The sequence below is a fragment of the Cupriavidus sp. CP313 genome (assembly GCF_054072015.1).
The window spans coordinates 127,248-151,510 of sequence record NZ_JBSVZB010000011.1 but is presented as its reverse complement, the minus strand read 5'-3'; the positions used below and the strand labels follow the sequence as shown (position 1 = coordinate 151,510).

Sequence of the window (24,263 nt, the reverse complement as noted above, 5' to 3'; positions counted from 1 at the left end):
GACCGAGTCGGGCGCAATACGCCACCCGGCAGATCGCAGCCACCCGAGGCTCAGGTCGCTACCAGTTCACCGATCATCAGGCGGCTACGACCCAGCGCAGTCTCGACCGCCGAATCACCCATCGCCAGCCCCTCAGCATGAATGAACGTCACGTCAGTCAGTCCGATGAAACCGAGCACAGCGCGCAGGTACGCCTCCTGGAAATCCAGCGACTGTGCCGGGCCGTGCGTGTAATAGCCCCCCCGTGCAGTGAAGACGTACACCTTTTTACCTTCCAGCATTCCCACGGGGCCCGCCTCGGTATACTTGAATGTCACGCCGGCACGCGTCACATGGTCGATCCAGGCCTTCAGCGTCGAACTGATCGAGAAGTTGTACATCGGCGCGCCCAGCACGATAACATCCGCGTCGAACAGTTCGGCCACGAGCGCATCCGACAACTGCACGGTCTGAGCCTGCTCCAGAGAGCGCTGCTCAGCCGGCGTAAAGAACGCGCCCATCATCCGTTCGCTAAGATGCGGAACCGGATTCGCCGCCAGATCACGCTCGACGATGACGTCGGCGGATCGAACTGCCTGCCATTTGCTCAGGAATTCAGCTGTCAGTTGACGGGAGACAGAGCCGGCATTTCGAACGCTGCTGTTGATATGAAGGATCTTCGCCATTGTGAGCCTTTGAAAGTCGAGTTTAAGGGCAGATGGGTGGTTGTACGGACAACCCCGCTCGAAACCGCTACCGTCGATGCAGGCCATGCAACGGATCGGTTCTGCCTGAAACAATGCTAAACACGGCTCGACTCATCGACTAGCCAGCGGGCTCGGATTTCACTCGTCCACCGGTGGAAGCAATCGACAAGGGAGGCAAACGATGCGAGCGTTGCGCCACCCTGCTTCCACGCCGGTCAGGTTTGATTCCGCACGATGGGCGGAGAAAGGGATGCGGCGCGAATGCCTGTCGCACGCCCGGCGTCGGCGAGCGGGTGAAACACCCGCTCAAGCGGACGCGCCTGAGGATCGATCGTACCTGCGCACGTGGTAATCAAGCGATCCGAACTGACCTTCGATTGCGGTTGCGCGCCGGAAGTAGTGCCCGACGGCCAGTTCCTCGGTCATGCCCATGGCACCGTGAATCTGGATGGCCCCCTGACCCACTTTGCGGCACGCGCGGCATACCGCGACCTTCGCTGACGACACTGCACGCCTGCGCTGCGGACCGAGCGTATCGACGCACGACGCTACGCTCTGCGTCAACGCATCTGCCTGTTCCAGCGCCATGAACATGTCAGCCAGCCGATGCTGCAATGCCTGGAAGCCGCCAAGCGGCACGCCGAACTGGTGCCGGTCCCGTGCATAGTCGCACGTGTCGCGCATCAGCCTTCGCATCACGCCGATGGCTTCCGCACAAACGGCGAGCGTGGCTTTGTCGATGACCTCGTCGAGCAAGGGTAGCGCCTGCCCCGGCTCCGCCAACAGCGCGGCGCGATCCACACGGACGTTGTCGAACCGGATCTCGGCGGCACGCCCGCCGTCACGCGTCGGGTAGGCGCGCATCAAGGTGCCAGGCAAATCCCGATCGATCAGCACTACAGACAGGCCATCGCCACTCGCCCCAGTGGTACGTGCGGTCACAATGAGGTGCGTTGCCCATGGTGCGCCATGTACCACCGCCTTCCGGCCGTTCAGCCTGAACGCGTCGCCTTCTGGCGAGATCGTGGTGTGGATGTCTGCCAGATCGAAGTGACCAGGTGGCTCGACATGGGCGAACGCGAGCACCGCATCGCCGTCGATGATGCGCGGAATCAGCCTCTCGGCCATGCTTCCGCCAGCCCGGCGCAGCAATCCTCCACCGATCACCACGGTGGACAGATAAGGCTCGGCCGCGAGCGCGCCGCCAAGACACTCCATGATCAGCTGGTTTTCGCTCACGCCGCCGCCGAGACCGCCCCAGGTCTCGGGAAGGCTGGCGCCGAGGATACCAAGGTCGCGCGACATGCCGCGCCACAACATCGGCGGCTCGTGAACGGCTGCCGCAAGCGCGCGTGACCTCGCCTCGGCCCCGTACTGCTCGTCCAGATAGCGCGACAGACTGTCCCGCAACATGGCCTGGGTATCGTTCATAGCAATAGTTCCTTGGTGCAGCACCGCAACACCACAGTCTCGTCAACGGGCCAGCAGATGCGCGGCAATGATGTTGCGCTGCACCTCGTTCGTTCCACCGTAGATCGATGCAGCACGGTCATTGAGATACGCCGCCATGTTGAATACAGCCTCTTCCGGCACGGGCAACTCCCCCCCTGCCGCTGACTCCACGGGCAGGCCAGCATTGGCATACACACCGGCAATCTCCAGGCCCAGCTCGGTGAGCCTCTGCCGCGCCTCGGTACCGCAAACTTTGCCGATCGACGGGCGGATGCCTGGCGGCTCACCCCGCGCCTGGGCCCGCAGCGCGCGGATCTCGACAGCTTCCAGCGCATCGATCTCGATCTCCATCTCCGTCAGCCTGCGAGCTTGCTCGCCGGGCAGTGCGCTGCCGGCCGGAAGACCGCTCCAGGCAGAGTGCGCAGCGGCGCGCAGGCGCCGCAAGCGCGCACGCAGCAGCGGTGCCCACATGCCGCCACGCTCATGTTCGAGCAGGTACTTCGCGATGCCCCATCCCTTGTCCTGCTCTCCGATCAGTGCCGAGGCGGGTACCCGCACATCGTCGAAGAACACCTGATTGAGCTCATGATCGCCGGATATGCTGATGATCGGACGGATGGTAATGCCAGGAAGGCCGAGGTCAAAACAGAGAAAGCTGATGCCTTGCTGCCGCTTGCCTGCGCTGGACGTGCGCACCAGGCAAAAGATCTTGTTCGCCCATTGCGCGTGCGTGGTCCAGATCTTGGTACCGTTGATGACAAAGTTCGACCCGTCGGGTTCGAGCACCGCGCGGCACTGCAGGGAGGCAAGGTCGGATCCCGATTGCGGCTCCGAGTAGCCTTGGGCCCAATAGTCCTCGCCGCTACGAATACCGGGCAACCAGCGTGCTTTCTGTGCGTCGGTACCGAACGCAATAATGACAGGCGCGACCATGTGGGTTCCGACCGGCGAGCGCATCGGCGCATCCGCGGCCGCGAGCTCGCTCGCGAAGATGTACTGCTGCAATGGCGACCATCCGGTGCCGCCATGCTCGACTGGCCAGTGCGCGACGCTCCAGCCTCGGCGAGCAAGCGCCCGGTGCCATCGAATCGCGTCGGGGTAGTCGGCAAAGATGCCCGAACTGCGCCGGCCGGCTTCACGTAGGTCGGGGGTCAGATCGGTCTCCAGGAAGGACCTGATGGAATCCCGGAATTCCTCTTCCACGCCAATCAGTTCATAGGTCATGGCACGTCCATTTGATGAGGCGAAGGAAATCAGCAAGGTCATTACCCGATCCTTGCGGCGAGCCGCGGGCATCTGCGCTACCCGGCACGGTGGATCGCGATGCGTCCTGCATTCAGTGTAAGAGGGCCGCCCTGTCGTCACATCGTCTCATGCGACGATCTTTCTCTCGCCTGCCACCCTGTACGTGTGCGGCAGGCAACATCCAGCGCCAACGCCCTACTAGGGCTCGATGCAGCACATTGTTCAGATCCGCGGATTATCCCGATTCCCGGACGAGTGAAATCCGGTTCCCCTGTCTACCCGCTCCCCGCCGCGGTGCATACGATCTGATACGTAGCCGGGTCGACCATTTGCCATCCGACCGGGCGGCCGAATTGCGAATTCGGAGTGCTTTCGATGAATACGCCCGTCCTGTTCGAACCACCACCCGCCGAAGCTGCGCTGAGCGGCAAGATGGCTTCCGTTGCCAGTGCAGACCGGCAAGTTCCGCGCGTCGACGTATGCCAGCGCATCGGCAGCTCGCGTGCCAAGCTCGTGCTGGTTCGTGCTCCCGCTGGCTTCGGCAAGACCACCGCGATGGCTCAGGCGCGCGATCACCTCGACCGCGCCAATGTGCATACCGCCTGGATCACGCTCGACCGCGCCGATAACGAGGTGTCGCGTCTCGTCAGCCGCCTGCGCAGCGCGGTAGCGCAGAACGCCTTCGACGAGGTGCCGGCGACCGCGCCGCTGGAAATCCTCAGGACGGCATGCCGCGACGTGACGGCTTTCACGATGTTCCTCGACGACTTCGAGAAGCTGGTCGAGCCCGCCGTCATCGGACTAGTGCGGGAACTCATCGAGCACCTTCCGCGTAACGGCCAGCTCCTCATCGGCACGCGAACCCAGCCCGACCTTGGCATCGCGCGCCTGCGCGTCCAAGGCGAACTGCTCGAGATCGACGCCAGCGACCTGCGCTTTACCCCGGACGAAACCGGGCAGTTGTTCGCGCTTCGTCTCGACGCGCCGCTTTCCGAAGGGGATGCGGGCCGCCTGCACAAGAAGACCGAAGGATGGGCCGCGGCACTGTCGCTGGCGGCCATCTCGCTCGGCCGGCACCGCGCGCATAGTGACTTCATCGATCACTTCTCCGGTTCTCACTGCGACGTCGCGGCCTACCTGACCGAAGACGTACTGGCGCAGCAACCGCCGCACATCCGCGAGTTCCTGCTGCGTACCAGTCTCCTGCGGGAGTTCAATGCGGATCTATGCCAGGCACTGAACCCCGGGTTCAACGCCGGCAGCATCCTGGACACGCTGGTGGCGACCAATCTCTTCCTGACGCCGGTAGACGGCAAGGAGCGAACCTGGCGCTATCACAGCATGTTCGCCGACTATCTCGGTGCGCAGCTGCGCCGTGAAAGGCCTGACGAAGCAATGCGGCTGCATCTTGCCGCGTCCGGCTGGTACGAGGAACAGCAAAGGCCGGTCCCCGCGATCGACCATGCCATTGAGGGTGGCGACACGCCGCATGCCTTGTCGCTGCTGGCCCAGCACCTCGATCAATTCCTGGAGCAGGGCCGGATGCGCTTGCTGGCGCGCTGGTTCGACGCGATACCGCCACACGAGCTGGCGTTGAATCCGCGCTTCCAGGTCATAGCCGTATGGGCAATCGCCTTTACCCGCGGCCCGTGGAAAGCAATGGAGCTGCTCGAACGTTCCGGTTGCGCGGACAGCCCGGATCCCGTCGTGCGCGCGCACGTCAACGGCCAGCGGCCGCTGCTGCTGGCGATGATGGGGCGCTACGAGGATGGCTATGAAGCCGGCCAGCAATGCCTGGAGCAGCTACCCACCTCAAGTGCGTTCGCCGACGGGGTGCTGCGCAACGCGATGGGCCACATCGCCTCCGTCCTCGGTCATCACACCGAGGCGCAGCGCCTCCTCGACAGCGCGCGGAGCGCACAGGACGCCGACGTGTTCCTGCGCATGCACGCGGAATCGACGGCGGGCCTTGTCGACCTGCAACTGGGGCGGCTGCGCGAGGCCACGGCACGCTTCCGCATCGCGACCGGCTCGACCCGTGCGTTCTCCTACGACCTCACCAACGGCAATGCCTGGGCCGGCGTGCTCTATGCCAGCGTGCTCTACGAGGCTGATGACCTCGCGCAGGCCGAACACCTGCTCAATGTGTACCTGCCGCTCGCAAGCGAAATCGGCCTGCCCGACCATATCATCATCGGCTACCGGATCTGCTCGCGCATTGCCTTCCAGCGCGGCGACGTCGATCGGTCATTGCAGCTGCTGAGCCAGTTCGAGTACCTGGGCGTCGAACGCCAGCTTCCGCGTGTCGTCGCCACCGCAAGACTCGAGCGTGCGCGCCTCCTGATGATGCAGGGCTACGCTGAATCGTCACTGGAGGAGCTCAATCGCGCCGACGAGGCCGAGCAGTGGCAGCGCATCACGCGCCTGAGCTTGCCGGCCAACGATGTCGAGGACATCGTGATCGGCCGGGCGCGATGGGAGATCTCGTTCGGCAATGCCCGGGCGGCGGTGAAGCCCCTGGAGCAGGCGCTCGCGGAAGCGACACGCACGGCGCGCCATTGCCGCGCCCTAAAACTGCGCCTGTTGATCGCACTCGCGCAATACCGCGGCGGCAACACGGCGGCCGGCCTCGACACGGCCGCCCCGGTACTGCGCCACATGTGCCACGAGGGATTCTTCAGGTCGATCGTCGACGAGGGCGCCGCCCTCGCTCCGTTGATCGCACAATCGCACCAGCTGGCGCAAGGCGGAGGCGGGCAGCGTGACGACCCGATCCTGCGCGAATTCCTGCAACGCCTGCTGCAGGGATTCGGTCCGCCGGCGGCGACGGCTGCCGAACCGTCCCTTGCCTTGCCGCGCTGCGAGGGTGTCCGCGTTGATCCACTGACCCGCAAGGAGCTACGCGTGCTGCAGTTGCTTGCGGAAGGATATTCCAACGCTGCCATGGCGGAGCACCTCTTCGTCTCCGACAGCACAGTCCGCACGCACCTGCGCAATATAAACAGCAAGCTGGAAGCTCGTAACCGTACCGAGGCGGTCGCGATCGCCCGCAGGCTCGGACTTACATAATAGGATCGTCGACCTGCTGGCGGCCGCAGCGGCGTCCCTCCGGCATGACAGTCAGGTCATGTACGCGCCCGCGGTGCTGCGCCGGGCGCCTTTACTTCAGGGACGCCAATGGCTCGATCAATCCTGCCGCGAGCATCTTGGCCGCCGTAAATTCGATGAATGCACTGACGGCGCGCGGCAGATGCCGACGGTTGAGGTAGAGGAGATAGACACCAACGCCTTGAAGACCGTACTCGGGCAGCACCTCCCGAAGCTGGCCGGACTTGATCGCCGCAGCGGTCATCGCGCGCGGGAGCAACGCAATGCCAAGCCCGCTGAGCGACGCACTGAGCTGGGCCTGCGTGCTGTTCGCGTGGAACCGCCCCCTGACCGCCACGTCGACCTCCTCGCCCTGCGCTCCATCGAGATGCCATGACGTATAGCCGGCCGGATTCGTCGGCACGGCGATGCAATCGTGATTCGACAACTCGTCCGGCGATTCGGGCGTACCCCGTGCATCGAGGTAGGCCGGGCTTGCCACCAGCCCGACGCAGCTCCAGCCTAGCTGCCTGGCAATCAGGCTCGGCTCCATCGTCCTGCCGATCCGGAATGCCACATCGATGCCTTCACCGAGCAGGTCCGCCCTGGCATCGCTCATGACGAATTCCAGCCGGACCATGGGGTACTCGAGCAGGAATTCACTCATCATGTCAACTGGCAGAAAGTGGAAGAAATCCGCCGGGACAGCAACCCGGATCCTCCCGCTGGGAACCGCGGTGCCTTCTGCAATTTCGTTGGTGCACTGGGTCAGCGCCTCGATCTGGGCTGCACACTGGGAGTACAGCCGCTCGCCCGCGTCGGTCAGCGTCAGCCGTCGTGTCGAGCGATGCAGCAGGCGTACGCCGAGGTCGCGCTCGAGCTCCTGCATCCGCCGGCTCGCGGAGTTGGCCGGAAGGCCCATGCGCCGGGCTGCCTTCGCAAAGCTGCCGGCAGTCACGACATTGACAAATAGCGCCACATCATTCAGATCGACCATGGACTGACTCCCATTCCGGACGAGCGGGGGCGTCAACGGGGGATGCCACCCAGACCAGTGCTGTACAGCCACGTTGACAGATTCTCCGCGGCGCTGCTACTAGTGCGATCCCGCGCACACGGCCGCCATCGGTGCGATGGCCTGCATGCGCGGCTGCGGGCCCCCGGGGCGGCACACCGCCCGTGGATTGCCGAAGCCCGCCCGGGCTCCGCGCCCGAGTCAGTCGGCAGCCGGGCCTGCGATCGCACCCGCACAAGGGAGTGAAGTGGATCCGGGCGTGCCAGACACGTCCGGATCCGCCACGGCAACTATGCCGTACGTTCGGCGGCCACGAGACGACGGTTGTCGAGGCTGTAGGCACCTGCGCCAAACGCGATGACCTGAAGCAGGCCGCCCGCCATGGCCAGGTTCTTCAGGAAATGAAACACCTGGTTCTGGTCACCAAAGCCATGATGGAAGACCAGTGCCGTCAGGACCGAGTATGCCGCAAGCAGCGCCGCAACCGTTCGCGCATGGTAGCCAACGATCAGCAAGACCCCGCCGGCCAGTTCGAGGGCCATCGCGGCGACAAAGGCCAGTGATGGTGCGGGCAATCCCATCGCCTCGATGTAGCCAATGGTGGCGCCCGGCGCCGCCAGCTTGCCAAGGCCGCTGACAATGAATACGGTTGCAATCAGGAGACGGCCGATCACAGCAAGCTTCGGGTAAGAATCTGCAGAGACTGTTTTCATGATGGTCGAGTTTGGTTAAAAGAAAGCCGGTTCTGGCTCGATGGTCGGAATGACGACCATCGGACTGATCGTAGGCACGCTCCCGGTTGCTGACTAGACGAGAGAATCGGATTTCATTCATCCGGATCCGCATGGAATCGTCAGCCCGTGCCCCGCTTCAATGCCGCGGCTGGTCGCACGTACCGCCGAAGTAGCGGCCTTTGCGCTCAGCAAGCGCGCGCAGGCCGGGCGTCGGCTTGTAGAACTGCCCGAGGAACGCGAAGCGCTCGCAGGCCGCAACGACTTCACGGGCGCCGAGCGCATCGGCGTATCGCAGCGCACCACCGACATGGCGAGGAAAGCCGATCCCGAGGACAAGACTCATGTCGATGTCGCCCGCCGACTCGGCCACCTTATCCTCAAGGCAGTGTGCAGCCTCGATAACCATCGGCAGCATCATGCGAAGAACGATCTCGTCCGGCGACAGCTCCCTGACTTCGCGCGGCTGGATACGCGCGAGCAGCGCATGCGTGTCATCGGCCAGCGTCTTCCTGGGGCGTCCGGTTTCGTCCGCTGCATACCGGTAGAAGCCCAGCCCGCTCTTCTGGCCCAGACGGCCTGCCTCGGCCATCAGCGCGACGGCATGCCGTCCATCAAGGTTCATGCGAGGCGCGTAGCCCGCGGTGATGACATCGATCACGTGCGACGCGGTGTCCATGCCGATCACATCCAGCAGGTAGGCAGGCCCCATCGGCCAGCCAAAGGCCTCCATGGCCTGGTCGACGGCGATGAAGTCGACGCCGTCACGGACCAGCAGGAGAAAGCTGGCGATGTACGCGGTGAGTATCCGATTGACCAGGAAGCCCGGGCAGTCTGTCACCACCACCGGGGTCTTGCCCATCGATCGCGCGTAGTTGACCACCGTGGCAACCGTTTCCGCCGAAGTTCGGGGGCCCCGAATGACTTCAACCAGCGGCATCGACGGCACCGGATTGAAGAAATGCATGCCGGCAAAATTCTCTGGGCGCGCCAGTGGCGCAGACAGGTCAGTGATCGAAAGCGACGAGGTATTGGACGCCAGGACAGCTTGTTCGGGAATCAGCCGTTCGACCTCGGCCAGGACTTTGCACTTGACCCCGATATCCTCGACCACCGCCTCGATCACGACGTCAACACTATCGAATCCGGCGAAGTCGAGCGTCGGCACGATCGCCTGCCTGACTCGGTCTGCCTTGTCCGCAGGCATCCTTCCGCTACTGACCTGCTTGTCGAGCAGCTTCCCCGCCTCGCGCATGCCCAGGTCCAGCGACGCCTGGGCAATGTCCTTCATGACAATCGGCGTGCCACGCAATGCGCTCTGGTAAGCAATGCCGCCACCCATGATGCCCGCGCCGAGCACCGCGGCCCGGCGCACGGGCCGGGCGATGCGCGCGGCGTCCCGGCCCTTTCTCTTCAACGCCTGCTCATTGACGAAGATGCCCGCCAGCGACGCGGCCGCCTCGGTCTTCGCCAGCTGAGAGAATGCATCGGCTTCCAGCGCGAGCGCCGCATCGCGCCCTAGCGGCGCGCCCTCGCTGATCAGCCGTACTGCCCTGGCGGCAGCGGGAAAGTGCGGCCCGTGACGGCTTGCCGCAGCCCTGGCCTGTCCCAGTACCGCCTCGGACAATTCGAAGGGCGCGATGCGCGTCAGCCGACGGGCTTTCCACGCTTCCGGCAGGCCCATCGCATCACGCAACTGCGAGATGGCAGTCTCCCGCAGGACATCCGGATCACATACCGTGTCGACCACGCCTGCCTGCGCCGCGACATCGGCACGCTTCGCACTCGCGCCGCCGATCCAGTCGAAGGCAACGGCCGCGCCGGCAATGCGCGGCAACCTGACGGTGCCGCCGAACCCGGGCACGATGCCGAGCCCAACCTCTGGCAGGCCAAGGTATGCCGTTCCCGCGGCCACCCGGTAGTCGCAAGTCAGCGCCAGTTCCAGGCCGCCACCGAGGGCCTGGCCGTTGATCGCGCACACGGTCGGGTACGGAAGGTCCTCGATACGCGTGAAGATCGCGCTGCACGCCACATCCCAGGCACGCAGTTCCGGCTGCGGCAAGCGAAACGTCTCAGAGAACTCGAAGATGTCGGCGCCCACGATGAACGAGGCCTTGCCGCTGGTAATGAGCAGCCCCCGAATGCCGTCGGCCGCGAGGAGATGGTCGATCGCGGCGCTGAGCTCGGCCAGCGTCGTCCGATCGAAGACGTTCACAGCCTGTCCATCCCGATCAAAACATAGCTCGGCCACCCCCTCTTCCAGCCGCGCGAGGCGCAGGGCCTTTCCTTCCCAAATCATGAACGTATCCTTTCCAATAGACTGATCCGGCGTGCCGCACGCCGTACGATCCGGATAGCCGGCCCGGTCCTGCGGCCTGTCACCGGCAACGAGCATCTCCATGACGCGAGCGTTCATGCCTGGCGCTTGCGGTCGTCCAGTCCGAGATTGCGCCCGATGATTTCCTTCATGATCTCATTGGCCCCGGCAAAGATTCTCGATACACGCGCGTCTGTGAACATCCGCGCGATCCGGTACTCTTCCATATAGCCTGCGCCGCCATGGAGCTGCACGCATGCGTCGATCACCTTGTTCTCGACGTCCGTTGCCAGCAGCTTCACTTCTGACGCCAGCACCGCGGTCAGTTCACCGGCGTTCGCTTCCATCACGCAATGGTCGACCAGCGCTTGCACGGCATCGATCTGTGCACGCATCCCGGCCATCTCGAACCGGACATGCTGGAACGACCCGATGGGGCGTCCAAAGGCCATCCTTTCCTTGACGTATTCGAGTGTGATGTCGAACGCCACCTGCGCGTGGGCAATCGAGCCGATGGCAACCTGCAGACGCTCCTCCGCGAGCAACTCCGACATATAGTGAAAACCCCTGGCCGGATCGCCAAGCACGTTGCTCTTCGGGATACGGACGTCGTCGAAGAACAGTTCTGCCGTGTCTTGCGCATGCAAGCCGATCTTCCGCAGGCTGCTTCCTCGCTGGAATCCGGGCATGCCGTCCTCGACTACGAACAAACCGATGCCATGGCGGCTGTCTGGCACGGTGCGCGCTGCGACGATGATCAGTTCGGCCTGGGTACCGTTGGAGATGAACGTCTTCGCGCCGTTAAGCAGCCAGTAGTCACCCATGTCCCTGGCAGTTGCGCCCATTCCGGCGAGATCGCTTCCCGCCGCCGGTTCCGTCATGGCAATCGCCAGAATCTTCTCCCCACGGATGGCCGGGGGAAGAAAGCGGGCCTTCTGCGCATCCGTCCCGAACCTGCCGAGGTATGGCGCGACGACACGTGAGTGCAGGTTGATATAGAAGCCCGTCTCCCCATGACGGATATTTTCCTCGTACAGGACCTGTTCGAAACGCAGATCCGTCAGTCCCAGCCCACCATAGGCCTCGGGCGCCCACATCAGCAGATAACCCTGTGCGCCGGCCTTCAGAAAGGCCTCGCGATCGACGAAGCCTTGCTTGCGCCAGCGTTCGGCATGCGGGCCGATCTCTCCCTGGAAAAAGCGGCTGACCGCGTCGCGGAAGGCGAGATGGTCGGGTTCGAAATGAGTACGTCGCATCTGTATAGATCCTCCCTCTTTTCCGTCAGGCCAGATGAGCGTGAAACTTCTCATCCATGCTTGCACGCTCCCGCAACCACTGTGACGGCCGGAAGCGCTCGCCAAACTGATCCGCCAGCCTGTCACACTCGGCCACGAATTCGCTCAGGCCCGTGGTATCGATCAGTGAAAGTGTCCCGCCGGTCCACGTCGGGAAGCCAAGCGCGAGCACAGCGCCGAGATCAGCATCGGCCGCCGATGCAAGCACGCCCTCCTCCAGGCAGCGCGCGGCCTCGAGCGCCTGGATGCACAGCAAGCGGCGTTTGACCTCCTGGACGGACGGCTGCGCATCCATCGGTGGGTAGAGCTCCGCCAGGCCGTGCCAGAGATGCTTCCTGGCGTCGGCCGGATAGCTGTAGAAGCCCATCCCGGTCTTGCGGCCAAGGCGGCCCAGTGAATTGAGGCGTTCAACGACAGGCGCCGCGTGCTGCCTGAGGAAGCGGGCCGGCAGCCCGTCTGCGATCGCCTGGTCGATGACCCGCTTCTGGAGGTCGAGCGAGACCTCGTCAGTCACGGCAAGCGGCCCTGTCGCCATCCCCGCCTGCTTCGCGGCGTTTTCGATAATGGCTGGCGCCACGCCCTGCGCAAGCATCGTCATGCCTTCATCGATGTACGCGCAGAAGATCCGGCTTGCATAGAAGCCCGGACTGTCGCTCACGACAATGGGCGTCTTGCGAAGCTGCCTGACGAAGGCGAGAGCAAGCGCAACCGTCGGCTCCGAAGTGCCGCGACCCACGATGACTTCGACGAGCGGCATGCGCTCGACCGGCGAGAAGAAGTGCATGCCGATGAACTGCGAGGGGCGCTCGCTTTGCTGCGCAAGCCCCGTGATCGGCAGCGTTGACGTGTTGCTCGCCAACACCGCCGAGGCAGCCATGACTGCCTCGGCCTTCCGGATGATGTCGGCCTTGACGTCGCGATTCTCAAAAACAGCTTCGATCACGAGTTCGCATGCTGCAAGCGCCTCGAGTGCATTCGTCGGTGTAATGCGGGCGAGCGCTTCCGCCGCCGCCCGTTCGCCGCGTCGCCCGCTTGCGACCTCCTTCCCGAGCAGCCTCTTGCACTGTGCCTTGCCGTTATCGGCGGTCGCCTGGCTTACGTCGAGCAGCACCACCTCGATGCCTGATGTGGCGGCGGCGCAGGCAATGCCGCTTCCCATCATGCCCGCCCCAAGAATCCCCAGCCGGGAGACCTGCGCGCCCTGGTGCTGCGGCCGGCCCGCGCCCTTGTCGGCCGCAAGCTTGTTCACGAACAGCGTACGCATCAGGTTACGGGCTACGGGTCCGGCCAGCAGCGTTCCGAAGTAGCTTGCCTCCACGCGCAGGGCCCGGTCGAGCGGGAGCTGCGTGCCTTCGTAAACGCAGGACAGGATCGCTGCCGGCGCCGGATAGTTGTCTTGCGTTACCTTACGCATCGCGGCAACGCCCGTGGCAAAGGTATTCATCGCATGCGGCGCCAGCGCACCCACCCCGCCAGGCGTGCGGAATCCCTTGACGTCCCACGGCTGGCACGCCTCCGGATGCTGCAGTACCCAGCTGCGGGCCGTCGCGTACACGAGCTCCGGAGACACGACCGCATCGACCATCCCCAGCTTCAACGCGTCTTCCGGTCCGACATGCCGCCCGTCGAGCAGCAGCGGGACGGCGTTCGCGATCCCGATCAGGCGTGGCAGCCGCTGGGTGCCTCCGGCGCCTGGCAGAAGCCCTACCGTCACTTCCGGCAGACCTACTACCGCCTTTGGGTCGTCCGCGAGAACCCGGTAGTGACACGCCAGACACAACTCATAGCCACCGCCGAGCGCCAGTCCGTTGATTGCCGCCGCGACGGGCTTGCCGCAGGTTTCGAGCCTGCGGAAGATCAATGAGGCTTCCAGGGTGGCGTCACGCGCTGCCCGGGCGGTCACACCCCGGTCGTAGGCTGTCGCGAAATTCTTCAGATCGGCGCCGGCGATAAAGCCGCTTGCCTTGGCCGAGGTCAGCACGGCGCCGCGAATGTCGTCACGTGTACGAATCCATTCCACGACGCTGGCAAGGTCTGCCAGCAGCTCCGGGATGAAGACGTTCATCGACCGGCCCGGCACGTCGATGCTGATCCTCGCGACGCCCTCGGCGTCGACGTCGAAATCGATGGTATGCATCATGGTCGCTCAAATTCGTTCGATGATCGTGGCTGTAGCCTGGCCTGCCGCCGCACATAGCGTGACGAGGCCGGTGCTGAGATCGCGACGCTCCAGTTCATCGAGCAGGGTGCCAAGCAGGATCGCGCCGGTCGCGCCGAGCGGATGGCCCAGCGCAATCGCGCCGCCGTTCACATTGATCCGGTCATGGGGGACGTCGAAGGCCTGCATGTAGAACATCGGCACGACCGCGAATGCCTCATTGATCTCGAACAGGTCGATGTCCTGAATGCGCATGCCCAAGCGGGACAGCAACCGCTCAGTAGCCGGGATCGGTCCGCCAAGGCTAAGCAGCGGCTCAGAGGCCACCGAGGCGTAGCCGAGAATCCGTGCGCGCGGCCTGCAAACGTTACGTTCACCGAACGCCTTATTGCCCAGCAGGACAGCGGCTGCCCCGTCGACGATGCCGCTCGAATTGCCGCTCGTGTGAATGTGTTCGATCCGCTCGATGTGCGGATAGCGCTGCTGCACGACGGCATCGAATCCAGCATCGCCGGGAGCGGAAAATGCCGGCGCGAGCCTCGCCAGGTCGGCCAGCGTGGTCCCGGGGCGAAGCGCTTCATCGCGCGCAAGCAGGGGTTCGCCAAGCAGGTCGCGCACGACGATCATCGAACTGTCGAAGTAGCCGGATGTCTGTGCATGGGCTGCGCGGCGCTGGCTTTCGAGCGCAAACGCGTCCACCTCCGCGCGCGAGATCCCTCCGAGCGCCGCCATCAGGTCAGCCGCGACCCCATTGGGCACGTAGGGGTGCCGGCACCCCAGGCGGGGATCTGTGTAGCAGGCACCGCCGTCCGAGCCGATGGGCACGCGCGACATCGACTCTACGCCGCCACCGATCGCGGCGTCCGCCTGGCCAGCCCGGATCATGCTGGCCGCCTGGTTCACCGCGTCGAGCGCGGAAGTACAGAACCGGTTGATCTGATAACCCGGGAGGTGGTCCCCGTAACCTGCGTTGAGCAGCACCGTACGGGTCAGGTCGGCGCCTTGTTCGCCGACAGGCATCACAATGCCCAGGCCTACGTCCGCGAGCTGGCGCGTATCGAGCCGGTTCCGATCCTTCAGGGCGATCATCACCTGAGTCGCCAGCTCGACCGGCGTAACGGGATGCAGGGCGCCGTCGGCGCGCCCGCGTCCTCGCGGTGTCCGGACGTGATCGTAAATATAAGCGTCTGTCATGATTGGTTGAGTTGAATACAATGGGCGAGCGTCGCTGCGCCTCAGCGACCCCTGAAATGCGGGACACGCTTCTCCATGAAGGCACTCACGCCCTCGGCAAAGTCGTCGCTACGCACCAGGACCGACTGTGTGTCCGCTTCCCAGGCCAGCATCGTGTCGAGCTGCATCGGAAAGCGGGCAAGCGCAGCCTTGGTCGTCGCAACGGTCCCTGGCGCGGCGGCGGCAAGCCGACCGGCCAGTTCCATTGCGGTGTCCAGCACGGCGCCCTGCGGGCAGAACCTGTCCACCAGCCCAAGCTGCCTGGCCTTGTTGCCGTCGATGGGCTCGCACAGCATCAGGATCTCCCGCGCCACACCGACGCCGACACGCTGCGGCAGCGTCCACATCAATCCGTAGTCCGGCGTCAGTCCGACGCGGCCGAACGCCGCGCAGAACGCCGAGTTTTCGTCCGCCACCACGAAATCGCAGGCGAGCGCGAGCGAAAAGCCGGCGCCGTAGGCATTGCCTTCCACCGCGGCGATGACCGGCCAGGGACTGCCGGCCAGGGCACGAACGATCCGGTGTCCATGAATCATGGCCCGCCGCATCTCGAGGCTTGACATGCCGAGCCCGCCAAGGTCACCGCCCGCGCAGAAGTGCCGGCCGCCGTATAGGACGACAGCACGTACGCTCACGTCCTCCTGGAGCCGTGCCAGCGTCTCGGCCAGCCCGGTATAGAGTGGAACCGTCAGTGCATTGCGCTTTTGCGGCAGATTCATCGTGATCTGCGCAACGCTGCCCGTACGCGTAATCACCAGAACATCTTCGGTCACGTCCGCTCCTGAATTCTGTCAATTGCGGAGAGCGTCGACGGCACGGGCGCGCCCGCCACGCCAGCCAGTCATGCGCCCCCCAGTCGGGATCCCCTCCCTTGCCAGACGCGGCCCGCCGTTCCCGCACGGTTTGCCCCGCCTGTACCGGGCCTTGCCAGGCGGGCCGGCTCCGGAAGCGGCGGCGCGCGCCGGTTCCCGCCATCGATTGCCTTGCCCGCGTCCGCTCTCCCCTCAGAGGGCCGCGTAGACGGCTTCAATGATTCCCCGGCGACGAGGATTGAGGTCCATCTGATCGCTCATGAGATTCATCGCATACCCGACGGCGACCGCTGCGACGGGGTCGGCGAAGCCGAACGAGCCGCCCCACCCGCCATGGCCGAAAGCCTCCTTGTTGGGCCCCCAGACATTTTCCTCATTGAGGAGGAACCCCGCGGCCCAGGGACGGCGGGTGCCGCGGACCATATCGATGCCGTCGAACCGCATCCTGGTCGCCTGCGCCAGGGCAGCGTCGCCAACCAGCCGGCGTCCATCCTTGCGCGGGTGCAACAGCAGGCCGTACATCGAGGCCAACGCCCTCGCATTGGCAAAGCCGTTGGCGGCGACGATGTCGGCTGCCTGGAATGCCGGGCTATTGGCCATATCGCCGCGCATCGGCGGATTGTGCAGCGCGCGCTGCGCGTCATTGCTCAAGGGAATCGTGTTGAGCGCGTCCATGTCGTCTCCACCCAACAGATCGGCTACCCGAGGGCGGTCACGCGGATCGAGGCCGACAGAGAGGTCCAGGCCAAACGAGCCGTTCAGCTCGTCGGACACGAATTGCTTGATGGACCGCCCCTCGATCCGCTTGAACAGCGCCGTCGCCAGGATGCCGATCACATTGCTATAGCCCGACGCGGAGCCGATCGGCCAGAGCGGGGCCTGCGCCGCCAGGCGCTGCGCAGCCGCCTCCCCCGCGAAGAGGTCGTCCAGCGTCGCCGGCGTAGTGAAGCCGGTGATACCGGCCTGGTGGGACATCAGCATCCCGATCGTCAGCTCGCCCTTTCCCCCTGCTGCGAACTCCGGCCAGTATTTGCTGACCTTGTCCTCGTAGGAAATCAGACCGCGATCGACAAGCATGGCAAAGCAGACGGCGCCAATGCCTTTGGATGTGGACCAGACGCAGGCGATGGTGTCACGGTCCCAGGGGATGGTTTCCGACGTGTCCTTCCAGCCGCCCCACAGGTCGGCCACAAGCTCGCCGTCGATCATCACGGCGTAGCTACCGCCAATCTCGCCATGGTCATGAAAGTTCCTGAGAAACGCCTCCCGCAGTCCTTCATACTTTGGTGAGACGTGACCATGCAGCACAACCTCTTTGGATTTCACAATCGTCTTCGTCATTCGGTAATCTCCTCACGCTGCGCGCCGGTTGGCGCACCAGTTCCCAAAGCCTCAGTTCGCTGTCCACCCGCCATCGATCGGAATCATGTGTCCGGTGATCGACGCCGCCGCTTCCGAAGCGAGAAACACAAACGCCTCGGCGCATTCCTCCGGTGTCACGGCTCTGCCCATCGGGTGCACCGTGGCCAGCTTGTCGAATTCCTCTCGCGTCCATCGGCTCAGGACCCGCTCGGTGATCGTGGCCCCGGGCGCCACCACATTGACGCGGATGTTGTCGCGTGCATACTGGATGGCTGCCTTGCGAGTCAGATGGACGACCGCCGCCTTGGCCGCGTGATAGGCAGGCGAACCGGCTTCGGAGACACGCACACCCGCCATCGACGCGGTGTTGCAGATCACCCCGCCACCCTGCCGAAGCATGACCGCCAGTTCATGCTTCATGCCCAGGAACGTGCTGGTAAGGTTGCGCTGCACCGTGTCTTCGAACGCCTCGAGCGGTGTCTCATGCACCTTGCCGAGCGGAGAGTCCGTCGGCGCCGTGTTGCCGACATTGTTTACCGCGATATCCAGGCGGCCGTATGCCTTGACGACTTGCTCGATCACGCTGCTGATCTGCCGTTCATCCCGGCCGTCACATTGCATGAACTTCGCTTCCTGGCCTTGCTGCCGGAGTTGCTGCTCCAGCACCGGCCCCTCTTCGGAAGTGGAACCCGTGAAGACCACCGTAGCGCCTTCGCGCAGGAAAGCCAGGACAGTGGCTTTGCCGATTCCCTTCGTACCGCCCGTTACGAGGGCGATCTTTGATTGAAGCCGGGGCGTGGATGTGCTCATGGTTATCTGTGCCTCTCTGCTAAGAATTGGTGTTGCCTGAATTCGTGCTACGCACCAGATCCACAGACCTGGCGCTTCTCTTCCATCCGGCCGACCTAATACCCAATCGCCCGGATCTTGTCGGCGATCCGGATCAGGCGTTTGGCTTCGTCATAATGCAGGCGCTCCACAAACTGCCCTTCCACCTTCAGGCCCGCCCTTCCCTCATGCTCGGGGGCATCGAACGCGGCCACGACCGCCTGGGCCCGGATGACCGCCGCCTCTTCCGGCGTGAACGCCTTGTTCGCGATCTCCAGCTGACCCGGATGTATCACTGTCTTTCCGTCGAATCCCAATGCGAGCGCTTGTCCGCATTGGTTCGCCAGGCCGGCTGGATCGGCAAGGTCGTTGAATATCCCGTCCAGGACCGCCAGGCCGTGGGCCCTTGCAGCCATCACAATCATCGAAAGCGCGGTCACCAGCCCCGGGCGCGCAACGGTGTGTGCACAGCGAATGTCCTTGGCCAGATCGTTGGAGCCCACCACCCATGCCGCCACGCCTTTCGCCGCGGAGGCCGCTCCGATCTCGTTCAGCCGCATCACCGCGGCACCAGTCTCGATCATCGCCCAGATCGGAACCACGTCCCCCAGCACCATGCGCGCCGCCGCGAGATCGCCCGGAGCGGATATCTTCGGCACGAGCACAGCATCCGGGCGCGCCTGCGCGGCTGCCGCCAGGTCATCCTCGCCCCACGGCGTTCCCAGGCCATTCGTCCGGATCACCACCTCCCTGGACCCGAAGCTGCCACGGCGAACGGCGTCGACGGCAGCGGAGCGGGCCTCAGCCTTGGCATCGGCCCCAACCATGTCCTCTAGGTCGAGAATGACCACATCGCAAGGCAGCGAGCGTACTTTCTCCAGCGCGCGAGCGCTGCTGGCAGGCAAATAGATTGCGCTGCGTCGTGGACGAGCGGGTGGCGTCATGAGCGGTCCTTTACCGTCTTGCACGATCAAACTCCCTGGCCCAGGCGTGGCGCCCGCGACCGGATAAGGACTCAGGCTTCGTTCTCGAAGACGGCATCGAGCGCGCCCAACCCATCGATCTCGCAGCGCACACGATCGCCGGCCCTGAGAAATACCGGCGGCTTCATTGCCGCGCCCACGCCGCCCGGCGTACCGCTGAAGACCACGTCGCCGGGCTCCAGTGTCATTGCCTGTGACAGGTACTCGATCTGGTCGAACACGTTGAAGATCAGCTCGCGCGTATTGGATTCCTGCCGGACTTCGCCGTTCACGATGGACCGGATGCCAAGGCGGTGCGGGTCTCCGACTTCGTCGGCCGTCGTGATCCATGGGCCAAACGGACCGTGGGTGTCGAAGGACTTGGCCAGCACCCATTGTGGCGTTCGCTTCTGCCAGTCCCGGGCCGTGACATCGTTGCCGACGCAGTAGCCGAAGACGTGGCTTGCCGCGTCCGACTTTGAGATATGGCGGCCGCGCTTGCCGATCACAAAGACCAGTTCCGCCTCATAGTCGACCGCCACCGAGGCCCTGGGAATCTGGATAGGCTCGTACGGCGGGTGCACCGAGTTTGCCTGCTTGCAGAACCAGACCTGATGTACCGGCGTCTCCAGGCGCGCTTCCGCGACATGGTCTGCGTAGTTCAGTCCCATCGCCATCATCTTTCCCGGCCGCATGATGGGCGGCAGGATGCGAACCGCGTCGTTCAGGGCAACGACATCCGACGATTGGGCGGCGAGCTTCTGCACCTCCGCGCGCACCGTCTCCCAGGCCGGGATCAGGTCGATCATCGTTGACGGCAGCCCGTGGCGAGCGGTGTGGAGGCGTACGACGCGTCCTTCATCGATCACGCCGATTTCGGGGGGGCCGCCGCTAACACTCACTGTGGCCAGCTTCATATGCGAGATCTCCAGTCACAAAGACTGCAGTGAATCGAGGCAAAGCCCGACCAGACGATATGACCGGGTTCCGCCGTACATTGTCATGGCGCTCCGATGGCGTGCCGCGCATGCGCGACGGCGCGAGGCCATCGGAAGCGATCGTTACCAACCCCTGGCGCGGTCGGCGTCAGGAGGCTTCGATATCGAGCTTAAGGTCGTTCCGGAAAGCCCCGCTCCGCCAGTCCTTCAGGAGATCGATGTACTCAAAGGGCCCGCCACCGTAGGCCGTGGTGAAGGTCTGCTTGCCCAGCTCGTCCAGGTTACCTTCGGCGTTCAGGATGCTGGGCGTACATTCACGCATGTATTCCAGGTTGACCGTCGACTTCTCGATGATGATCTCGCACCACCTTTCTTCCGCCTGCTGCGTGACCTCCATGACTTTGACGTTGTCGTCCAGCATGCGCTTGACGACCGCTGCGCCATGAATGGCCTGCTCGTCCATCATGTAGGGGAAGTTCAGCGTTGGCGCGCCCTGCCGCAGCCCGGCGACAAACATGAGGTTGGGGAATCCGTGCGTATAGATGCCGTGCAGCGACCTCACGGTCTTCGACCATTTTTCGTCGATAGTCTGGCCGCCACGTCCGATGATCTCGAAGCCTCCCGTCTTGTGCGATGTGGTCACGGCCTCGAAGCCGGTGGCGTAGATGATGCAGTCAACCTCATAGGACTGGTCTTCGAAAACAATCGCGTTTTCCGTGATGCGGCTCAGTCCCCTGCCCTTCGTGTCGACCAGTTTCACGTTCGGCCGATTGAACGTCGGCAGATATTCGTCGTTGAACGTCGGCCGTTTGCAGAATCGGTTGTAGTAGGGCTTCAGAGCTTCCGCGGTGACCGGATCCTCGACGATGGCATCGATGCGCGCGCGGATTTCGTCCATCTTCTCGATGTCCATCTTCTGGGCCAGCGCCACCATATCGCGCGGATCGGCATCGGCGCCGGGTGCCGGCGGCGGGGCCCAGAAGCGGGTCCATTCGTCCGCAACCAGGTCTCGGTCCCGCACCGTACCTGCCAGCACCGATTCAAAGTTGGCCATGCGCTCACGATGCCAGCCTGGCGTCAGCTTGCTGGCCCACTCGCGATCAGTGGGGGCGTTGCCACGGAATGCCACGACCGCGGGCGTACGCTGCACGACGTAGAGCTGCCTGGCCCCTTCACCGAGCGCCGGGACACACTGGATCGCCGAGCAGCCGGTACCGATCAGCGCAACGCGCTTGTCTTTCAGATTGGCCAGGTTGCCGTGTGCGTCCCCACCGGTATACGCGTAATCCCAGCGGCAGGTGTGAAACGAATGACCCTTGAAAGACTCGATGCCGGGAATTGCCGGCAGCTTCGGATAGTTCAGCGGGCCATTGCCCGCGAAGACGAAGCGGGCCTTGATCGCATCGCCCCGGTCCGTACTGACAATCCACCGGGCCAGATCTTCGTCCCAGCGCAGTTCACTGACCCTGGTCTGGAACACCGCGTGCCGGTACAGATCGAAATGCCTGGCGACGGCCTGCGCATACGCCCGGATCTCATCGGACGTCGCATACTTCTCAGCTGGCACGTAGCCGGTCTCCTCGAGCAGCGGCAGGTAGATCAACGATTCGACGTCACACCGCGCGCCGGGGTAACGGTTCCAGTACCAGACGCCACCATAGTCGCCACCCGACTCGATGACGCGGATGTCATCGACGCCGGCCTGGCGCAGACGAGCGGCCGTCAGCAGCCCGGACCAGCCGCCGCCGATCACCACGACATCGGTTTCGTCACTCATGGCCGGGCGGCTGACCGGCGCCGCGGCGTAGGGATCATCGAGGAAACGCGCGAACTCCCCATCCGTCTTCCGGAACTGGGAAAGTCCGTCGGCACGGATACGCTTGGCGCGCTCCTGCTTGTACTTCGCAAGCAGCGCGGCATCCCGCTCCGACAAGATCTCCGATTTCATAGCTTCTCCTCCAAGTTCATCATGTGTGCTGGGTCTTGGCACTGCGCCCAACCTCGGCCGCGATCGACGCGTTAGCGTTAGCGTCACCACTCGGGTTCTCGCGCATCGGCCGCTCCTTCATCGCTGACAGGCCGGGTCTTGCAGTGGGCCGTTCAGGTCCGCTAATGGCATGTCACTCGACCTGTCGGAGATCGTAGGTACGACCGCAGTCATTGACTAGGCGATGGAATCGGATTTCACCAGTCCGCCAACCGGGATAATCGACAGAGAGCGTTCGAGAGAGGCGTCGCCGTGTTCATCGCGGTCATGCTTGCGCGACGTACCAGGCAGCGGTAATGACGCGACCACTCAAGATCGTCGCATTCGACGATTCCCGGCCGCGACGGTCCCTGCCTACACTGCGCATGTCATCACGGACCATTTCTTGGTTGGCATCAAAAAGACGTGATGCGGCTGACAAGTGCTTGTGCACGAGCCATGGAGGAAGTGTCGATGCTGGGACTGATGCAAACGCGACCATTGATGATCTCGTCATTGCTCGAGCACGCAGCGACATACCACGCAGATCGCGAAATCGTCTCGCGAATGGCGGATGGCGCAGTCCTCCTGACTCGCTATGGCGAGTTGCATCAGCGCGCAAAGCAGGCCGCGAATGCGATCCAGAGTCTCGGCGTGCGTCCGGGAGATCGCGTCGCCACGCTGGCGTGGAATACCCATCGCCATCTCACCCTGTACTACGCGGTGTCGGGTGCAGGAGCGGTATTGCACACCGTGGACCCGCACCTGCCGGCCGAGCAGATTGAGTACGTCGTCAACCATGCGGTCGCCAAGGTAGTTTTTTTCGAGCCTCGCTTCTCAACAGTCATGCGGATGCTGGCGCCGCGCCTGAAGCGCGTCGGGACTTTCGTTGCCATGACCGACCGAAGGCACATGCCTGCCATTGGCATCCCGAACCTGATCTGCTACGAGGATCTGCTCGACAGCCACAGTGCCGACTACACGTGGCCACTGTTCGAAGAGAACAGCGCGGCCACGCTGTGCTACACACCGTGTACGAGCGGCAATCTCAAAGGCGTTGTCTACTCGCACCGGTCGACGGTGCTCAGCGCGCTGGTCCGTCTCGGCACGGACACATTGCGCATCCACTCCGCGGATACGCTGCTACTCGCCACGCCGATGTTTCATGCCAACGCGTGTGGCATACCGTACTGTGCCGCCATGACCGGAGCGCGCCTGGTACTCGCGGGCCCGCAGCTCGACGGTGAAAGCCTTTACCGGTTGCTGCGAGACGAGAAGGTGACCTTCTGCCAGTCCGAGCCATCCGTCTGGCTGAGGCTTTGCGACTATCTCGACGCGAACCGAGGGATCGACGCACGCTCGCTTGCCCTGGACCGCATCTGTATGGGCGGCGCGGCAACGCCGCGGAAGTTGCTCGAACGCCTGGAGCACGACCTCGGTGTGGAAGTACAACAGTTCTGGGGAACGGCAGAAACGAGCGCGATCGGTACGGCCGGCAAGCTCTTACCCAGGCACGCCAGCCTGTCCGGGACCGCGCAGGCGGCCGTGAAGATGAAACAGGGCCGTGGACTGTGGGGTGTCGAGCTCAAGATCGTCGACGATGACAGCAGGGCCTTGCCGTGGGACGGGCAGTGCTTCGGCCAGCTGTATGCGCGCGGCCCATGGATCTCGAGCGGCTATTTCCCCTATGAGCCGGGATCCGCGCTCGACGCCGGCGGCTGGCTGGCGACCGGCGATGTGGCAAGCATTGATCCTGACGGCTACGTCCAGTTCGTTGGCCGAACCACCGACATCATCCGCTCCGGCGGCGAATGGATCTCGTCGGTCGACCTCGAGAACGCAGCCTGCACGCATCCGGCGGTGGCGGAAGCCGCGATCATCGGCGCCTCGCACCCGAAGTGGCAGGAGCGCCCCCTGCTCATCATCGTCAAGCGCGGCGGCACGGACGTCACCCGTGAGGACTTGCTGGCCCACCTCCGGTCGAGGGTTGCGAAGTGGTGGATCCCGGATGACGTCATCTTCGTTGAAGAACTGCCCCGGACAGCCGCGGGCGAGCTGATGAAGAACAAGCTGCGGGAGCGATATCGCGCACACATACTGCGCGCCTCCGCCCCCGACAGGCAGCCCCCCCGGGAACATCGCCAGACACCGTAAAGCCAGAGCGGCCAACAGGCAT

At 64.1% G+C, this 24,263-nt stretch carries 17 protein-coding genes; 2 read left to right on the top strand and 15 right to left on the bottom strand.

Going from position 1 to position 24,263, the window contains the following annotated elements:
• Positions 1 to 50: 50 nt before the first annotated feature.
• The 3 genes from ACW4E8_RS17220 to ACW4E8_RS17210 all read right to left on the bottom strand — a co-directional run bounded on the left by ACW4E8_RS17220 (position 51) and on the right by ACW4E8_RS17210 (position 3,404).
• Positions 51 to 665 carry an FMN-dependent NADH-azoreductase gene (locus ACW4E8_RS17220; RefSeq protein WP_456805665.1) on the bottom strand — a complete coding sequence of 205 codons (615 nt, stop codon included), beginning with the start codon at positions 663 to 665 and terminating at the stop codon, positions 51 to 53.
• 327 nt (positions 666 to 992) lie between these two features.
• Positions 993 to 2,117 carry an acyl-CoA dehydrogenase family protein gene (locus ACW4E8_RS17215; RefSeq protein WP_456805606.1) on the bottom strand — a complete coding sequence of 375 codons (1,125 nt, stop codon included), beginning with the start codon at positions 2,115 to 2,117 and terminating at the stop codon, positions 993 to 995.
• A 42-nt stretch (positions 2,118 to 2,159) separates the two neighbouring features.
• Positions 2,160 to 3,404: an acyl-CoA dehydrogenase family protein gene (locus tag ACW4E8_RS17210; RefSeq protein WP_456805605.1), complete on the bottom strand. Its 1,245-nt coding sequence runs from the start codon at positions 3,402 to 3,404 to the stop codon at positions 2,160 to 2,162.
• Positions 3,405 to 3,758: 354 nt separating this feature from the next.
• Between ACW4E8_RS17210 and ACW4E8_RS17205 the strand changes: the two genes are divergently transcribed.
• Positions 3,759 to 6,452, top strand: coding sequence for a LuxR C-terminal-related transcriptional regulator (locus ACW4E8_RS17205; protein ID WP_456805604.1), 2,694 nt, complete (start codon positions 3,759 to 3,761; stop codon positions 6,450 to 6,452).
• A 91-nt stretch (positions 6,453 to 6,543) separates the two neighbouring features.
• Here ACW4E8_RS17205 and ACW4E8_RS17200 read toward each other — a convergent pair whose 3' ends face one another.
• From ACW4E8_RS17200 to ACW4E8_RS17145, 12 genes are all read right to left on the bottom strand, one after another.
• On the bottom strand, positions 6,544 to 7,467 hold the full coding sequence (locus tag ACW4E8_RS17200) for a LysR family transcriptional regulator (RefSeq protein ID WP_456805603.1): 924 nt from the start codon (positions 7,465 to 7,467) through the stop codon (positions 6,544 to 6,546).
• A 308-nt stretch (positions 7,468 to 7,775) separates the two neighbouring features.
• A complete protein-coding gene (locus ACW4E8_RS17195) occupies positions 7,776 to 8,198 on the bottom strand; it encodes a DoxX family protein (protein ID WP_456805602.1) in 423 nt (140 codons plus the stop codon).
• A gap of 157 nt (positions 8,199 to 8,355) precedes the next feature.
• Complete coding sequence (gene fadB, locus ACW4E8_RS17190) at positions 8,356 to 10,632, bottom strand: fatty acid oxidation complex subunit alpha FadB (protein ID WP_456805601.1); 2,277 nt, start codon at positions 10,630 to 10,632, stop codon at positions 8,356 to 8,358.
• On the bottom strand, positions 10,629 to 11,789 hold the full coding sequence (locus ACW4E8_RS17185; RefSeq protein ID WP_456805600.1) for an acyl-CoA dehydrogenase family protein: 1,161 nt from the start codon (positions 11,787 to 11,789) through the stop codon (positions 10,629 to 10,631). The genes fadB and ACW4E8_RS17185 overlap by 4 nt, the downstream gene beginning before the upstream one ends.
• 25 nt (positions 11,790 to 11,814) lie before the next feature.
• Positions 11,815 to 13,968 carry a 3-hydroxyacyl-CoA dehydrogenase NAD-binding domain-containing protein gene (locus ACW4E8_RS17180; RefSeq protein WP_456805599.1) on the bottom strand — a complete coding sequence of 718 codons (2,154 nt, stop codon included), beginning with the start codon at positions 13,966 to 13,968 and terminating at the stop codon, positions 11,815 to 11,817.
• Positions 13,969 to 13,974: 6 nt separating this feature from the next.
• Positions 13,975 to 15,180 carry an acetyl-CoA C-acetyltransferase gene (locus ACW4E8_RS17175; RefSeq protein WP_456805598.1) on the bottom strand — a complete coding sequence of 402 codons (1,206 nt, stop codon included), beginning with the start codon at positions 15,178 to 15,180 and terminating at the stop codon, positions 13,975 to 13,977.
• Between the two features lie 41 nt (positions 15,181 to 15,221).
• Positions 15,222 to 15,992: an enoyl-CoA hydratase/isomerase family protein gene (locus ACW4E8_RS17170; protein WP_456805597.1), complete on the bottom strand. Its 771-nt coding sequence runs from the start codon at positions 15,990 to 15,992 to the stop codon at positions 15,222 to 15,224.
• 231 nt (positions 15,993 to 16,223) lie between these two features.
• Positions 16,224 to 17,372, bottom strand: a complete 1,149-nt coding sequence (locus ACW4E8_RS17165) for a serine hydrolase domain-containing protein (protein ID WP_456805596.1) — start codon at positions 17,370 to 17,372, stop codon at positions 16,224 to 16,226.
• Between the two features lie 51 nt (positions 17,373 to 17,423).
• Positions 17,424 to 18,203, bottom strand: coding sequence for an SDR family NAD(P)-dependent oxidoreductase (locus ACW4E8_RS17160; protein ID WP_456805595.1), 780 nt, complete (start codon positions 18,201 to 18,203; stop codon positions 17,424 to 17,426).
• A 95-nt stretch (positions 18,204 to 18,298) separates the two neighbouring features.
• Positions 18,299 to 19,165, bottom strand: coding sequence for an HpcH/HpaI aldolase/citrate lyase family protein (locus ACW4E8_RS17155; RefSeq protein ID WP_456805594.1), 867 nt, complete (start codon positions 19,163 to 19,165; stop codon positions 18,299 to 18,301).
• A 71-nt stretch (positions 19,166 to 19,236) separates the two neighbouring features.
• A complete protein-coding gene (locus ACW4E8_RS17150) occupies positions 19,237 to 20,100 on the bottom strand; it encodes a fumarylacetoacetate hydrolase family protein (protein ID WP_456805593.1) in 864 nt (287 codons plus the stop codon).
• Positions 20,101 to 20,269: 169 nt separating this feature from the next.
• On the bottom strand, positions 20,270 to 22,069 hold the full coding sequence (locus ACW4E8_RS17145) for a flavin-containing monooxygenase (protein WP_456805592.1): 1,800 nt from the start codon (positions 22,067 to 22,069) through the stop codon (positions 20,270 to 20,272).
• Between the two features lie 492 nt (positions 22,070 to 22,561).
• Between ACW4E8_RS17145 and ACW4E8_RS17140 the strand changes: the two genes are divergently transcribed.
• Positions 22,562 to 24,241, top strand: coding sequence for a long-chain fatty acid--CoA ligase (locus ACW4E8_RS17140; RefSeq protein ID WP_456805591.1), 1,680 nt, complete (start codon positions 22,562 to 22,564; stop codon positions 24,239 to 24,241).
• Positions 24,242 to 24,263 lie beyond the last annotated feature (22 nt).

Excerpts from the sequence above, each read along its gene's own strand:
- ACW4E8_RS17220 (WP_456805665.1), bottom strand. The coding sequence starts at position 665 with ATGGCGAAGATCCTTCATATCAACAGCAGCGTTCGAAATGCCGGCTCT.
- ACW4E8_RS17215 (WP_456805606.1), bottom strand. The coding sequence starts at position 2,117 with ATGAACGATACCCAGGCCATGTTGCGGGACAGTCTGTCGCGCTATCTG.
- ACW4E8_RS17210 (WP_456805605.1), bottom strand. The coding sequence starts at position 3,404 with ATGACCTTGCTGATTTCCTTCGCCTCATCAAATGGACGTGCCATGACC.
- ACW4E8_RS17205 (WP_456805604.1), top strand. The coding sequence starts at position 3,759 with ATGAATACGCCCGTCCTGTTCGAACCACCACCCGCCGAAGCTGCGCTG.
- ACW4E8_RS17200 (WP_456805603.1), bottom strand. The coding sequence starts at position 7,467 with ATGGTCGATCTGAATGATGTGGCGCTATTTGTCAATGTCGTGACTGCC.
- ACW4E8_RS17195 (WP_456805602.1), bottom strand. The coding sequence starts at position 8,198 with ATGAAAACAGTCTCTGCAGATTCTTACCCGAAGCTTGCTGTGATCGGC.
- fadB (WP_456805601.1), bottom strand. The coding sequence starts at position 10,632 with ATGAACGCTCGCGTCATGGAGATGCTCGTTGCCGGTGACAGGCCGCAG.
- ACW4E8_RS17185 (WP_456805600.1), bottom strand. The coding sequence starts at position 11,789 with ATGCGACGTACTCATTTCGAACCCGACCATCTCGCCTTCCGCGACGCG.
- ACW4E8_RS17180 (WP_456805599.1), bottom strand. The coding sequence starts at position 13,968 with ATGATGCATACCATCGATTTCGACGTCGACGCCGAGGGCGTCGCGAGG.
- ACW4E8_RS17175 (WP_456805598.1), bottom strand. The coding sequence starts at position 15,180 with ATGACAGACGCTTATATTTACGATCACGTCCGGACACCGCGAGGACGC.
- ACW4E8_RS17165 (WP_456805596.1), bottom strand. The coding sequence starts at position 17,372 with ATGACGAAGACGATTGTGAAATCCAAAGAGGTTGTGCTGCATGGTCAC.
- ACW4E8_RS17160 (WP_456805595.1), bottom strand. The coding sequence starts at position 18,203 with ATGAGCACATCCACGCCCCGGCTTCAATCAAAGATCGCCCTCGTAACG.
- ACW4E8_RS17155 (WP_456805594.1), bottom strand. The coding sequence starts at position 19,165 with ATGACGCCACCCGCTCGTCCACGACGCAGCGCAATCTATTTGCCTGCC.
- ACW4E8_RS17150 (WP_456805593.1), bottom strand. The coding sequence starts at position 20,100 with ATGAAGCTGGCCACAGTGAGTGTTAGCGGCGGCCCCCCCGAAATCGGC.
- ACW4E8_RS17145 (WP_456805592.1), bottom strand. The coding sequence starts at position 22,069 with ATGAAATCGGAGATCTTGTCGGAGCGGGATGCCGCGCTGCTTGCGAAG.
- ACW4E8_RS17140 (WP_456805591.1), top strand. The coding sequence starts at position 22,562 with ATGCTGGGACTGATGCAAACGCGACCATTGATGATCTCGTCATTGCTC.